This window comes from Salinicoccus carnicancri Crm, assembly GCF_000330705.1.
GTDB lineage: Bacteria > Bacillota > Bacilli > Staphylococcales > Salinicoccaceae > Salinicoccus > Salinicoccus carnicancri.
Genome location: NZ_ANAM01000003.1, coordinates 37,136 through 52,038, shown reverse-complemented (window position 1 = coordinate 52,038; position 14,903 = coordinate 37,136). Strand labels below are relative to the sequence as shown.

The 14,903-nt window shown below is 40.8% G+C and carries 9 protein-coding genes; 3 read left to right on the top strand and 6 right to left on the bottom strand.

Going from position 1 to position 14,903, the window contains the following annotated elements; translation table 11 throughout:
- Positions 1–10: 10 nt before the first annotated feature.
- Positions 11–1,213 (top strand): DUF6270 domain-containing protein, encoded by a 1,203-nt coding sequence (locus tag C792_RS0103710; protein ID WP_017548102.1) that lies wholly within the window; start codon positions 11–13, stop codon positions 1,211–1,213.
- Positions 1,214–1,220: 7 nt separating this feature from the next.
- Here C792_RS0103710 and C792_RS0103705 read toward each other — a convergent pair whose 3' ends face one another.
- Positions 1,221–3,860 (bottom strand): glycosyltransferase family 4 protein, encoded by a 2,640-nt coding sequence (locus tag C792_RS0103705; protein ID WP_245537512.1) that lies wholly within the window; start codon positions 3,858–3,860, stop codon positions 1,221–1,223.
- 307 nt (positions 3,861–4,167) lie between these two features.
- On the opposite strand from C792_RS0103705, the gene C792_RS0103700 reads away from it, so the two are divergent.
- Complete coding sequence (locus C792_RS0103700) at positions 4,168–5,328, top strand: ATP-grasp domain-containing protein (RefSeq protein ID WP_017548100.1); 1,161 nt, start codon at positions 4,168–4,170, stop codon at positions 5,326–5,328.
- A gap of 71 nt (positions 5,329–5,399) precedes the next feature.
- Here the strand turns inward: C792_RS0103700 and C792_RS0103695 are convergent, their stop codons facing one another.
- From C792_RS0103695 to C792_RS0103685, 3 genes are all read right to left on the bottom strand, one after another.
- The gene (locus C792_RS0103695) at positions 5,400–6,575 is read right to left on the bottom strand and encodes a glycosyltransferase family 4 protein (protein WP_017548099.1); all 1,176 of its coding nucleotides are present in this window, start codon (positions 6,573–6,575) and stop codon (positions 5,400–5,402) included.
- Between the two features lie 26 nt (positions 6,576–6,601).
- Complete coding sequence (locus C792_RS14190; RefSeq protein WP_017548098.1) at positions 6,602–7,510, bottom strand: ABC transporter ATP-binding protein; 909 nt, start codon at positions 7,508–7,510, stop codon at positions 6,602–6,604.
- A 114-nt stretch (positions 7,511–7,624) separates the two neighbouring features.
- Positions 7,625–8,434: an ABC transporter permease gene (locus tag C792_RS0103685; protein ID WP_017548097.1), complete on the bottom strand. Its 810-nt coding sequence runs from the start codon at positions 8,432–8,434 to the stop codon at positions 7,625–7,627.
- Positions 8,435–8,676: 242 nt separating this feature from the next.
- On the opposite strand from C792_RS0103685, the gene C792_RS0103680 reads away from it, so the two are divergent.
- The gene (locus tag C792_RS0103680; protein WP_017548096.1) at positions 8,677–11,811 is read left to right on the top strand and encodes a GW dipeptide domain-containing protein; all 3,135 of its coding nucleotides are present in this window, start codon (positions 8,677–8,679) and stop codon (positions 11,809–11,811) included.
- Positions 11,812–11,858: 47 nt separating this feature from the next.
- On the opposite strand, the gene C792_RS0103675 is transcribed toward C792_RS0103680, so the two are convergent.
- Both C792_RS0103675 and C792_RS0103670 read right to left on the bottom strand, forming a co-directional pair.
- Positions 11,859–13,589 (bottom strand): hypothetical protein, encoded by a 1,731-nt coding sequence (locus C792_RS0103675; protein ID WP_245537511.1) that lies wholly within the window; start codon positions 13,587–13,589, stop codon positions 11,859–11,861.
- Between the two features lie 113 nt (positions 13,590–13,702).
- Positions 13,703–14,884 (bottom strand): hypothetical protein, encoded by a 1,182-nt coding sequence (locus C792_RS0103670; protein ID WP_017548094.1) that lies wholly within the window; start codon positions 14,882–14,884, stop codon positions 13,703–13,705.
- Positions 14,885–14,903 lie beyond the last annotated feature (19 nt).

Here is a 14,903-nt window from a genome sequence, read left to right as displayed (position 1 = left end):
AGGTGCAAATATGAAAGTGGATATTATCGGGAGTGCTTTGGTCAAAAAGCTTACCGAATTCAAAAATTTCCCATATAAGATAAATAATTTTGTCAGCGGCCAGAGTCTGCTGTCCCTGATTTCCGCTCCCCACCCTGTAGATATGGTGGACCTTGAAACGGACGACATACACATCATCTCAACCGCATACCGGGACTTCAACAAGTCTCAGTTCAATGCTTTCAGAACTTCTGAATCAGAAGTATTGATCCTTGACCTGCTGAGTGAACTCAATACTGTGTGCCGGTTCAACCAGGGCTATTTCAACGAGACATCGATGGAGCTGTTAAGGGATGTACCCGACTACACCAATCTATCACACATCCAGAAATTTCGTGCACTTCAGGATAACCAGAGGGAGGTTTTCAACTTCCTTGACCAGTATGAAAGACTCATCATCATCAAGCCCGATATCGTTGATGATATCGAAGCGGATTTCCTGAATGCTCTCTATGGGATGATACAGGAGGAGTTCCATAACCATCTCGTGCTGACTCTGCCCGCCCCGCCTGAAGGGAAAGACTATTTCAATGCACCGATCGAATACTATGATTCCGTCAACTTCAACCTTAAGAAATTCACTTCAGATAATTATCATGATCAGATGCTGTTTGATGAGAAGCTGGAAGACGATGAACTCTCTGTTTTCATCAACCATATTGAACCAAGGGAGTATGTCTACGAGCTCTACAAAGACGGGCAGTCCTGGAAAATGTCAGATCCGACGACATCGCGGTTTTATAAGTTCAACTTAAAAGAAAAAGGCAGATACCGCATTCGTGTCAATCTGACGGATGAGTCGGTAAATCCAAGGTTTACCCAGACGTATAAATTCAACCCATTTTCGTCCCTTGGGGAAAGAAAGATAAACTTTGCCGAGATGCCGCCTGCCTATGATCAATGGCTTCTGGACTACGTATTGGAACATGAGGCAATTGAAGCCATAATAGGCAATCCATTCAGATTTCCGGACGGATACCACGGTGTACCGGTCATACAGTCGACAGAGGCGAGTGATGATCTGACACTCCATCAGGCAGAACTGTTCGAGTATGTCTTCAATCGGATGGTCGATGAACAAAGCGGCAATGATTCATCAGTGCCAAAACCTGAAAAGAAACAGGTTTTCCTGCAAACACTGGAAAAGTATCTGTCAAATAATAAAGAGAGCTGATAGTCAATCAGCTCTCTTTTTCATATATATCCACGATGTCCTGCAGCAGCACTTCCCAATCGCGGTTCTGTTCGACCCATTCCCGCGCATGCTTTCCTATTTCTTCATTCTGTGATATTTCTATAATTGCCTTCTCAAGTGCCTCTGGGTTCTCTGCTTCAAAGTATGTGCCGTTCTCTCCATCGATCACCATCTCCTTGAGAGCCGCCACATCACTGACAATGACCTTCTTGCCCATTGCCATCGCTTCATAGGTTTTGATGGGGGTGACCAGCTGGCATACCAGTGCGTTGGTCCTTGGAAATGGCGTAACATCCACGACAGAATAGAATTTCGAGACCTGCTCATGGGGAATCTTTCCCGTGAAGATGACATCTTCCCTGATTCCAAGCTCTGTAACCAGTGCCTGCAGCTGCGGCAGATACTGTCCCTCGCCTACAAGCAGGAACTTCAATCTCTTCCTGAGCTTCTTTGAGTCATTAATATTTTTAATTGCCCTCAGTATAAAATCAATGCCCTCATATACTGTGATGGAGCCGATGAAACCAAGGACAACGCTGTCTTCCAGTCCATATTTTTCTATAATATCAGAATCCGGTTCTGACGGCGACATACTATTTGTATCGACTCCATTTGGAACAACTGTTATTTTTTCAGCCTCGACTCCCTTATCCACCAGATATGATTTCAGGCTCTCACTGATGCATAACACCTCGTCTGCAATGTTGCAGCAAAGTATTTCATATGCATCCTGAAAATTGAACCGGTCGGACTGATAGAAAAGAGGATTCTTGGATGTCTGCGTATGATGCCAGAGGCCACGCACTTCATATATGGTCCTAAGTCCCAGCATCTCACCCACTCTCAATGCAGGCAGGGCATTCTGGAAATTGGATGCGGCATGGATCATCTGCGGACGCTCTGCTTTGACTATTTTGAGTATCTCTTCCGCATAGACATTGAAGTAATCATTTATCGGCGTCTTATTCGTCAAGTATTTATCTGACTTATCGATATAATACGTCTTGATTCCATCGATTGCATTCTCGGGGATATCGTACCCTTCATGTTTTGGAGACCAGCCAAGCCTCGTGGTCTGTACCGGTTCGTACCCTTGCGCTTTTACGCGTTTCACAATTTCATTGGAACGTATTGTATAGCCGTTCGTAACAGGCAGCGCCTTGTTCAGGACAAAGAGTACCTTTTTATCGACAGGATCGATATTATGGCTTTCCCTCAATGAAATTGGCAATTGCCACTCACTGTTGGATAGCTGGAATTCCTGCAGGGCCATCTGGTATTCACCAGGGAACAGGCGCGCGGGATAATATTTTTTCATGAGCTTGATGTTTTTATACCTTGCGGTAATATTACCAGCAACATGGTGGTTCCTTATATAAGACCTTAAAACATCATGGTGGTATGATTTTATCTTTCCAGCTTTTTCTGTCTCTTTCAGAGACAGTTCATATTCTTTGAGCTGAAAGTAATATTTCGCAAAATTGATCCTGAGTTTAAACTGTTTATCCGGCTGTTTGGTGTTAACCAGCTGGTCAAGGTGCTTCTGGTCGCTTTTTGAACAGTAATACCTGCCCAGTACAAGGGAATTGGACATCCTTTTTGGGGAGGTCACTTTCAGATATTCGATGAAATGCTCCGGCAGGTCAATTCTCATGTTGTAATGCAGTAATTTTTTAATCACTGTATTATAAATTCTTTTCTGCTCCCGTCTTGTAAATTGATGATGTATGAAATAATCGACTTCACCATTTAATTCACTATTGATGAACAATTGGGGATAATGGAATATGATGTGGAGGCGTCTGTCCCTTTTAAGCAATCTGTTGAATTTTTCATCTCCCAAATCAAGCTGGCGATCCATGATCATTCTTCTGAGAGACATGATATGCTGAGTGCTCAGGTTGACTTGTGGAATCAACTCATATATGGTCTGCAGCATTTGCTTTGAAAAATTATTGGAATGATAATAATTCAATATCCTTTGCAGCTTGATGCTCTTATCATCATTGGATTTGTCTGTGATATTGAATGTATGGAGCGCCTCAAAATCAAGGTATTGGAACAAGTCTTTGTTGTCTTTGATGAATGGAACATACTCATGTTCAAGCAGATCCAGATTCTTTTCATCACTGTAATATTCATTAACTGCAAGAACATACCCAAGTTTTTTCATTTGGAGATTCAACAGATCAATCTTCCGTTTGACTTCCAGCAGGTCTGCATCATTCGTATCATTTAAGCCAAGGAAATTTGATGCATACTGCCGCCACGTATATTTATAGTATATATCGCTTTTATCTTCTTCAAACTGCTCTATCAAATGGTCTTTGTCCTGCTCTGTAATCTGAATCAACTGTTCAGCTTCATCATAAAGATTCCTGCTCACTAAATAACTGACCAGATTGAATTGCTGATCAGTCTTCAAATATTTCAGTACATCGACACCCTTGTTTGAAAGATTGATGATGATGTCGAGAAGTTTCAAATCATATAGCAGCATCACTTTCAAACTTAGAATATTCGGATTTTCAATATTCTCTATCATTCTATATGCTTTGACATATTTTTTTTCATGTCTGAAGATAAGAGCATTCAAGAACATTTTATAGTCGCTGTCCAAATTCATGTTATTAATCTGATATAATAACATTGAATGATTTGATTTACGTAAATATATGCTTATACCGCTTTCTTTACTGCCCATTTCTTTCGTCAGACTTTTACGCAGTAGGAATTTTGATATGGATTGAAAATTTAATTGTAAAGTGATATAAGAAATTAAACCAATTATGTATGCCATGGTATGTCCCCTCAGTCGAAACATTGTTAACTATTTGCAGATAAATATAATACAAGCATAATACATTATAATATACATAGAAACCCTAATACTTACATTAGCACTAATTACTCTACGTTGGGAGCCATAAATAATGAGCAAAGGAAAAGACTTCATAAAACAGGAAATTTTAAAGTACGAACATGTCCCTTTCAATACATACGAAGAAAGCTTTGCATCTTATAAACGATTTATAGGCGATGCTGCCAAAAAACATAACCTTACTTGTAAACAGGTAAACGGCAAGAAATTTTCCTATCTGTTAGCGGGAGGTAAACAAGTAGGGAAGTTTACAGGTTTGAAGCCCTCTTCCACAGGCAGTATTGCCTTTCAAATCTGCAGCGACAAATTCAGACTTGAAAATTTTTTGAGAATCATGCAGTTGCCTGTTTTGACCTCTCAGAATATTTTTGAGAAATCCCATGCCTACGAATTGATAAACAATGATCATTCACATAATTATGTACTAAAGCCTGTCGGTCTTGCCGGAGGAGACGGCATAGAGTTGAACATTGATTCGGCAAATTTTTCTGAAGCATGGGACAACAGCATCAAGATACAAAAAGAGAAAAATGTTGCACAGCCTTCCTGCATAGTACAGCCTTATATCAACGGGTTCGATATTAGAATAAGCATCATCGAAGGCAGATTCGTTTCTGCTTTGTTGAGACTGCCTCCAAATATTGTCGGAGATGGAGAACAATCAATTGAAGCGTTGATTGGCCAAAAGAACAAGATCAGAGCTATGACGCCCTACTTTAGAAATAAGTTGATACCCATTGATTTGAAACTGCAAAAACGACTGGCAGAGGATGGCTTAGACATTGACAGTGTTCCTGAGAAAGGTGAAGTCCTCATCCTCAATGATATCTCAAACCTGACACTTGGCGGTGACAGCATCGATGTGACTGACGAGGTCTCTGATGATATAAAGCAGGCCGCCCTGGAAGCTACAGCTGCGATTCCCGAGCTATACTCCGCCGGTGTTGATATGATGAGTGAAGACTTCAGAAACGGTGGTGGGCAGATTCTTGAGATAAATACGAACGCAAACTATACAATGCACCATGTTCCATTGAAAGGGGAACCGAAATATCCATTTGACATCCTTGTTCAATCCATCCTGATAAAATACAAAACGGGGAACGGGCTGTCTTTAACGGAAGAAGAAACAAAGATTTTAAAAGAGATTACCCGGTTCAATACGCTCAAATCAAAAAAGATGACCAGTATTTTTGAACTGACGAACATATAAAAACACCTTTCAAATCAAGGTCGGCCGACTCCTCTGATTTGAAAGGAAATCTTTTTGCTTCATTCCTCGCGCTATCTTATGAAGCGGGAAAGCTCTTCTGTATTATTTTCCCACAGAAACTTTTCATTGAGAAGCTTTTTGGCATTCTCCCTGAATTGTGCCTCAAGTTCATAGTTCCCTTTGATTTTTATAATCGCTTCTACAATTTGTTCAGACGATCCTTTTTCAACAGCAATTCCCACATCATTATCATTTATCAATGCGTTTGTAAAACCGCCCAGGTTTGTCACTACCGGCACCCCACATCCAATGCCATCAATCACCTTTCCCGGGAGTACATTAAGAAAAACGTCAGTTTCTTTCAACAATGATAATTGAACATTGTGCTGCCTTATCAGATGGAGGCACTCATCCCTGGTCTTTTCACCATAAACATTTATATACTTGAAATTGTTATCTTCAATGAATTCTTTAAATTCAGGTGCATTCGCTCCATAAGCTATAATATTGAAATGTATCTGTTCTTTTTCCAGAAGTTCCGAGACTTCGGTCAACTGGTGGTAACTTTGTGCATGACCAATATTACCGGTATATATAACTTTAAAATCACTGCTTGGAGGATGAAAATCTATTTCTCCATTGTTAAATGCATTAGGTAGGAAAAATATCGGTTTCCCGGGTGTCATGCTCAATATATGTTCTCTGAACCCTTCATTATTAATGACAATTTTATCCGCCTTCTTATACATCCGCTTTTCTAAAAATTTCAGTGTTCCCCAAAAGCGGTCTACAGGCAGTTTTTCAATATCCTTAACGCTATCAGGCCATAAGTCTCTGATTTCCAAGACCTTTGTCACAGAACTTATTTGCTTTTGGAAAAAGAATGTAGCCCAGGGAAGGAAAATGTTTGGCGAAGTAACATAGATGACATCGAATTCTCTCTGATAACTCTTGATGAAATGCCTTACTTTGTAAGCTAACTCCAAATAATAACCGACTCGGGAATACATGCTCTTGGATTGCTTGTCAATTCTCATTGGTATCCTCAAAATATCATTGGAGTGCGTTATCTCATCATCATTCCAATACTTTTCATCATTATACATCCGTTCATTCGGATAGCTCGGAATCGTTGTGACAACTTTCACATCATGTTTTTTGGAAAGTTGAATATATAAATTTTTAAACCTGTTTGCACCTGAGCCGATCTCCGGATAGAAATTTTGAGTAATTAGTAGTATTTTCATAAAAACCCTAACTTATCTGATATTTTTTAAAGATTAATGACCTGGAAGAACACTCCGAACAATGCCAGTAGAAAAAGTATGAAGGCAGGGACTAGACTTGATACTGGCGCTTTATCCTTCTTGGGTTTTGCCCTTCTTGATTTTTCTTTCTGTTTTTCCATCATTTTTTCTTTATATTGTAACTGCTCTTCTTTGGTAAGCAGTTTATATTCATTGATAAATTCATTATAGCTTTCAACAATGGGCAATGCATCACCAAATTCTTTCATCTCACCATATTGGATCCAGACAGCTTTGTTGCACATCTTCTCAACCTGTCCCGCAGAGTGCGAGACAAAGAAAATTGTTTTGCCCTGTTCTTGAAAGTCTTTCATCCTATCCAGACATTTATCCGCAAAGGTGGAATCCCCAACTGATAATGCTTCATCCACGATAAGTACATCAGGGTCTGTATGAATTGCAATTGCAAAACCCAGGCGGGACCGCATTCCGCTGGAATAGGATTTTATCGGCTGTTCAATGTACTCCCCGAGTTCACTGAAATCCACTATGTCATCATACTTATCTTTGATCTCAGACCTGGTCATGCCATGCATCAGACACTTCATACGTATATTCTCTTCACCGGTGAGGTCCTGGTTCAGCCCTGCATTGATTGCTATCAATGAGCTTTTACCATTAATATCTATCGAACCGGAAGTTGGAACCGTCACTTCACCGAGCAGATCAGATAGAGTTGTTTTCCCGGATCCATTCAAACCGATGATCCCTACTGAATCTCCTGACTGCACTTCGAAATCTATATCCCTTAATGCGTAAAAAGTTTTTTCCTTATAGAGGTGCCCCAATGTAAACAAGGATCTTATTTTTGAAAGTTTGCTTCTGTTGAGGTCATAGACTTTAGATACATTTTCAACTTTGACTTTATAATCCATTTTAATCGTCCTTACCGGTTTAATAAGATAATTTTCACCAAGATATCGTATAAAGCAGTTTCATGAACATGGTAACGCCCTAAACTCATTTATTGCTCTGTATAAACTGCTCTTCTATAGGTAATCAACCAATTTATCCCTGAAGCGGTAATGGACATTGACCCCTACGTAAAACAGGAATAATGTGATCGACCAGAAATAGATGTGGTCAGACATGCCACCGTACAATGGTGCTTCCTGCAGTACGAGCGCAGTTCTGAAGTTCATTACCAAATACGCAAATGGATTGAATGCTGAGATTGTTTGCATCAATCCAGTTGATTCATTTAATGCCCAGAAAATTGGCGTTACAAAGAAGAACATGCGAATGACATTCTGCAGAATATTCTTCATATCCCTTATCAGGATTACTAGCGTAGACATGATCAGGCCGATTGCAGTTGTGATGGCTACTGACGCAAAGAGGAAATAGAAAAAGCCCAGATAATGCAGTGGCGATGAATAGCCATTTGCGAGACTTATGAACAGTACAATTGCTGAAGTGATAAACAAGTTGATCACGTTGTTGACAATCGCCACAGAAATAAGAGTGCTCGATGGAAATTTCATCTTTGTCACCAGGCTCAACTGTCCCTGAATGGCGGCAGAAGCCGCATTTATATTACCGGCGATGAATAGCCATGGGAACAGCCCTGTTATCAGGTGTATGATGAATGGCAGCTCACCGACATTCCCCCTGTCACCTCTCAAGCCCAGTCCGAAAACCACATAGTAAAGACCAACCTGCATTGCAGGCTGGAGAATATTCCAGAAGAGGCCAAGGTAGTGATTTGCATATTGGGATTTCAAACTGTATATCGTCAGGCCGAAGATCAGCCTTCTATGTATCCACTGTTCTTTTAAAAAGTTAAATAAATTATTCATTATGATGCCTCAGTCCACAAAAACTATATTTATAACCTATTTATTGTACCATTATTTCATGTGTGTGCATATTACCCTATTCGTACCAAAAATGATATTTTCATTCTACCAATCACACATTAGTAATGCGAATTATTACAATCTTATTACATATAAATTTTTACAATTATTTTATACTTTTCCCGAACAATATCAGTTAAACTTATAATAAGTAAGCTAATAGGAGGCTAACATAAATTCAAATGAAAAATTCCAAATTCTTATTTGTTCCCATGCTCGCCACTTCCGTATTCCTTTTCACCCCTTCAACAGCCAGTGCTGAGGAAGGCGCTGAGAGTACACCCGATACCAACATTGAAGAAAATCCACAATTGGATGATAAGAATACATATGATGGCCAAACTTCTGCACAGCAGCCACAAGTTTCTGAAACAGGAAGCGAAGATGAGAGTGTTGAAAGTGCCGAAAACCAGCAGTTTGATGAACTTCCATCCAAAACATCACAGCAGAATAATCCAACAGAGGAAACTTCAGCACCGCCGGGGAATAACAGTGATTCAGATAACACTGTTGAGGCAGTAGAGGAAAACACCGAAGCTCTTGATTCATCTGAAGAAGCAGGACAGGGAATATCAGACGGACCTGGATCCAAAGAATCGTCGGCAGAAGACACTGAAGAAACTGTTTCTGAAAAAGAACAGGATCATCACCAAAAGGTCAATACAACTGATGCCCCTGTAAACAAGGATACTGAGGAAGAATCCGCGGCAAATGAAACAACAGTCACAGGGGAAGAAAATTCAGATGATCCATCAGAAGAATCCCTCGGTAATGAAAACGAAAGCCGGGACACTCCGGACAGTTCTGAAACCAAAGCGCCTGTAACAAAAGATAATGAAGAAACTGTTTCTGAAAAAGAACAGGATCATGACCAAAAGGTCAATACAGCCGATGCCCCTGTAAACAAGGATACTGAGGAAGAATCCGCGGCAAATGAAACAACGGTCACAGGGGAAGAAAATTCAGATGATCCATCGACAGAAATATCCGATGATGAAGATGATTCTGCAGAGAATGACGAACAGAAAACTGACACGGAAACAAATGCTTCCGAAGATGACACTGCAGAGAATGAAAAAGAGAAAGAAACGAAAGACGCGGGTATCCATGAAATACAGACACTCAGATTGAGCAGTGACAAGTCAATCAAAATGTATTCTTTTGATACTAAAGCAAAGAACAATAAGCCCGTTGTAACCAAAGCTCAGTATGCTGCCAGATTTACAGACGGCAAGCATTCAGGCCTTTATAGTCCAGTTACAAGCTCTGAAGGAGTCAGTCTGGACTTCATGGATGGCAAGACTGTCTATATCACTCAAAAAGCAGTTCACGATGGAACCACTTATTATCGCGTCCATAAAAACTACGAAGGAGCAATGCAGGGATGGGTTAAAGAGAAAGACCTCAGATTGTTCCATCTTTCGGATTCCAGAAAGCATACCAAGGACTATGCTGTGAGCAGAGACAACGAATACCTATTGACTAATCCATGGGGAACTGATGAACAGATGGTCAAACGCCTTGATAAATATGATACGAGACTCTTCAGGGCAGAAGATACTCTGAACCTCGGGGCCCTGACTTTCTACTACGGTAAAATCGGTGATGATTACGGCTGGCTGGCTGATTCCAGGCTGAAAGCTGCTTCCTCACCAAAAGTTACCAGGGAAAACTATGCAGCGAAACTTAATACAAACAAAAATTCCGGGCTCTACAGCCCTGTCACCAGCAGAGAATCGCACAGCCTCAACTTCCTGAAGGACAAAACTTTGTATATTACACAAAAAGCAGACTATAACGGCACAATATTCTATCGCGTCCACCAGAACTATGATGGTGCAATGCAGGGTTGGATTCAGAAGGAAGATCTGGATCTGTGGAGTCTCGGAGAACCGAAAACACACAGGAAAGAGTATTCAATCGCCCGTAAAAATGAATATCTGCTGACAAATCCATGGGGCTCTTCAACCCAGACGGTCAAAAAACTGTCCGCCTACGGAAACTCACTATTCAAGGCTGAAAAAGAACTGGACCTTGGGGTCCTGACCTACTATTACGGTAAAATTGGCAATGACTATGGATGGTTGGAAGAAACAAGGATCAAAGATGCTACTCCTGTAGTAACATCTGCAAGGTTTGCTGCTAGAGTGGATGATGGGAATAACTCCGGAATTTACAGTCCTGTAACCAGCAAAACAAGTAAAAAAATGGGTGTCATAGAAGATCAGACACTGTACATCACCCAAAAGGCGACATACAACGGAACAACATTCTACCGTGTCCATTCAAATCTTGGTGGTGCCATGCAGGGATGGATTAAGGAAAAAGACCTTACTCTATACAGACTGACGAATCCAACCAATCACACCAAAAAATATACTGTCGCAAGAAAGAACGACTATCTTTTGACTAACCCATGGGGAACGTCATATCAAAGAGTTTCACAACTGAGCAAATACGGCAATCAGGTATTCCAGGCACAGAAATCATTAAAATTGGGGCTCCTGACTTTCCATTACGGTAAGATCGGGAATGATTATGGATGGATCCAGGATAACAGACTGAAGGAATACACACCGGTTGCGCCATCCCCTTCCGTCAAAACAGTAAAATATAATCAGTCATTCAACCAGGTCCTGAACACTCAAATGAACTTAAGATCCAAACCCCAGGCATGGGTTTCCGGCGGTGGCTGGAGAAATGCGACAAGAAGTGAAGTTGCAAACTTCCTTGATACATCCCACCAAACTTCAGAAACCTGGATGTACACTTTCCTTGACCTTGATCGTTCACAGAACATTGCGAGCTCAACCATCAACAGTAAATTGCTAAATGGAAAAGGCACTCTGAATCAACAGGGCAGTGCATTCCTGAATGCCTCAAAAACACATGGCATCAACGAAGTCTACCTGATTTCCCATGCTTTGCATGAAACTGGAAATGGCACAAGTACACTTGCCCAGGGTGTCAGACTTGATTCCAATGGCAACATCTCCTCAAGCGGCAAGAAATATTACAATATGTACGGGATTGCCGCATATGATCACAATGCTGTACTGGCAGGGGCACGATATGCTCAGCAGATGGGCTGGGATACACCTGCTAAGGCAATAGTCGGCGGGGCACGATTCATCTCCCAAAGTTACTTCAACAGAGGCCAGACCACTCTCTATTCCATGAGATGGAATCCGGTAAACCCGGGCACTTACCAATATGCCACTGATGTGAACTGGGCATATGCTACTGCACAGAACTTAAGAAACTACTACAGGCAGCTCGGCATACGCGGACAATACTACACAAAACACATTTTCTAAGATTGAAAAGCCATGGGGCGTATCATTTTGATACGCCCCATGGCTCTTTACTTGAAAGTACAATATAACCCTGCGGCGGATTGCCAGGAAGTATTTTTATAATCCTTATCGTAAGTGATATTGATCAGTAAAGGGCTTTCTGAAATATCCAGCAGAATTTCCTTATTCATATCCAGGACATCATACTCCTTGTAAAATCCATGTCCTCGTATGACCACTTTAATCCTTCCCCGGCCATTTTCATTAGAATAGGTGCTTTTCAATCCGAGCCTACCCTGCTCACTGTCATTTGAGATGATGAACTCGTAGTTTTTTGATGCAAACGCCTTTTCATCAGACGGCTGCAGATAAAACTTCCCCTTCTGCCTTTCAACAACAGCTTCGCTTGGATTGTATTCTACAAAAATATTTTTTCTCACTTCTATACTGTCTTTGATATCTTTAAGGAATTCCAGGCCGATGTCATGGTATTTGTTTATGCCGAAATGGAGAAGCAGCGGCCAGTAATTATCAATGATCAGCTTATAGAGTATGAACTCTTTCCTTTCCCTGAGGGATGGCTGTTGTATAAGATCGATCATTTTTCTCGAATTCGTGAATATGAATTCCTCAGTCTCCGGATCAGTCTCCAATGTCAGTGCACTGTGCCAGTTTCCCATCCTGGATTCCAGGTGGAACAGGTCGAAATAGTGGCGGTTGAGGGTTACTCCCTCAGTAACCAGGTTCCTTTCAAAATACTTTGGTGCTTCCTCATCAAGTTTATAAAGCTTTTTGAATGCTACAGAAAGCCCATGGATACATTTCTCATAAAATTTTAAGTCGTCACTTTTGTTATCCAGATCTTCCGGGAAATCCGCCTTCCCCATACCGAACACAGTCGATTTGATATGAAGTGCATCATCAAATTTCCTGTGGTTTCTGTAATAGTTGGCTAATTTATAGGAATGATTGGAATAGAGTGCTTTTTCATTTTCTTCGATGAAACGTTCATCCGGTTCAAATTCGTCCAGATTGAAGATGGTATGATTCCAAGCCAGATTCTTCTGCATCTGACCAGTAATTTTATCATCATTTGAATATATCAATTTTGCCAGTTCGGTTTTAAGCTTCCTTTGAGACCTTGTATATGTCATATATTCGATGTCATCGCTCAGTTCCCTGGTCAGCGCAGCTGACACCCGGGAATCCACACCACCGGTCATACTTAAGAATTTATATTGCTGGTTTTGCTTAAGCCATTTTATACTGTTGTCCAGATAGTCTTTCATTTCACTGAATGTGTATCCTGGAGTTCTTTCTTTTAATTCGGTTCTTGGATATATCCTTTCAAATTCAAAAGTGCTCAACTCTAACGAGAGACTGGGATTGAATTTGAAAACATCATGGAATCTTGTAAAGTCCAGCTCATTATGATTGAACTTCGATCTTCTGTCCAAATGAATCCCATGGTCCGACAGAAGGTCCCGGACCATTGCATCATGAGAGGCAAGCACTTTTGACGCTGCATGGTACACAAGTGGCCTCAACTGTGATGCATCTGAATACAGTTGTGTCCCCTCCGTATTATGAATAACAACGAAATACCGGCCATTTATGTACTCTAATTCCTCCACCACATCAACTGACGTCAGTATATTGTTCAAAATTTCATGTTCGGCAAGATTCGGGTTCCTGATATCAAAAGCATATCCTGCCAATATCGCAGTACCGGAATCAACAGACTTTGTATGAACTGTTAATTCGTTGGAAAAGTAAAACTGATATTCTCCTATTTCCATTTGCGCAGCATTTTCAACACTTTGCACTTGAAGATCATCAGGGACTAGTAAGTACCCTTTCCTGTAATTGTTGGATTTGAAAATCATAATGTCAGTACATCTCCTTGAAGTCGTTATTTGCGGTTTTCCATGAACTGATTTACTGCCAATCTTTGTTTTCGTTCAAAAAAATTGAAATAGTTCGATAGGATCTCCTCTTTATTCACAATTTCATAGCCATTATCGGTGTTGTTCAAATATTGATCACGCACTATTGTCGCATCAATGAAATATTCAATGGCCTTTGAAGGCTTTCCGTATGTCGGATACTTCGTCAGCGATAACAGGGGAAACGCATTGACTTCGATGATTTTAGGTGTTGTATCATCGAACCCTTTGATCATGATATCAATCCCGCCGCAGTTCATTCCTGGCAGCGCTGCCAAAGCATCCAATGCTGTTTCTTTGATTTCCTCAGAAACCAGGTCGGAAATATCCACAATTTCCCCGCCGTTTACCAAGTTGGAAACTGAAAGCAGCAGTACATGTTCATTTTTCGCCGGTACACTATCGTAGCTGTACCCGGACTTCTCTAAAAATGATTCAATCACTTTGGTTTTTTTGATCGGGTATTTACTCATGAATCCGCACTGTTTCTTCTGTTCATTTTTCTCGTCAATCAATTCTTCTATGGTACTCTGTCCATCACCGGTGACATTACCGGGAAGCCTGGTCATGACTGAAACGGCCTTGCCTTCGAGTATAGTCACTCTGGCCTCGAAACCTTCTATGTATTCCTGTACAAGAATATGTTTTCCTTTGCGTTTACTCTTTTTGATGATATTTGAACACAACTTCCAATAATGTTCAAAAGTATCCGCAGTCACATTGGAATATACACCTTTGCTGAGTGCGAGATTAAGCGGTTTAATGACAATATCGCCTGCGAAGGAAGCCGCTTCCCTTTTAGCTGTTGCCAGCTGATCCAATGTATATTTCTTTGAGTTCGTAGTCGGCACTCCGGCAGCCTTCAAATACTTCTCTGTCTCGAACTTATTCCTTGCGATACTGAAACTCAGTCTCGAATTGGTCGGATAGTAGGGATTCTTCACTCCTGCAATCTTCGAATTGTCCTGCCTCAACAGGTTCGCCGACATGAATCCTGTGCCCAGTCTTTCATATTCATAATGAAATCCGTTATTCTTCATATAATCCTTATACATTGCTACATTTTCAATTTCGATATCCTGCGGATACATGTTTCTTTCCGTATATGGAATATTGTTGAACAGATACTCCAGATCACTGCTTTTCATTATAGCGTTCCACCTTTGT

Bases quoted from the DNA above. Each gene is read 5' to 3' on its own strand.
- C792_RS0103710 (WP_017548102.1), top strand. From the start codon at position 11: ATGAAAGTGGATATTATCGGGAGTGCTTTGGTCAAAAAGCTTACCGAA.
- C792_RS0103705 (WP_245537512.1), bottom strand. From the start codon at position 3,860: ATGAATTTGGACAGCGACTATAAAATGTTCTTGAATGCTCTTATCTTC.
- C792_RS0103700 (WP_017548100.1), top strand. From the start codon at position 4,168: ATGAGCAAAGGAAAAGACTTCATAAAACAGGAAATTTTAAAGTACGAA.
- C792_RS0103695 (WP_017548099.1), bottom strand. From the start codon at position 6,575: ATGAAAATACTACTAATTACTCAAAATTTCTATCCGGAGATCGGCTCA.
- C792_RS14190 (WP_017548098.1), bottom strand. From the start codon at position 7,510: ATGGATTATAAAGTCAAAGTTGAAAATGTATCTAAAGTCTATGACCTC.
- C792_RS0103685 (WP_017548097.1), bottom strand. From the start codon at position 8,434: ATGAATAATTTATTTAACTTTTTAAAAGAACAGTGGATACATAGAAGG.
- C792_RS0103680 (WP_017548096.1), top strand. From the start codon at position 8,677: ATGAAAAATTCCAAATTCTTATTTGTTCCCATGCTCGCCACTTCCGTA.
- C792_RS0103675 (WP_245537511.1), bottom strand. From the start codon at position 13,589: ATGGAAATAGGAGAATATCAGTTTTACTTTTCCAACGAATTAACAGTT.
- C792_RS0103670 (WP_017548094.1), bottom strand. From the start codon at position 14,884: ATGAAAAGCAGTGATCTGGAGTATCTGTTCAACAATATTCCATATACG.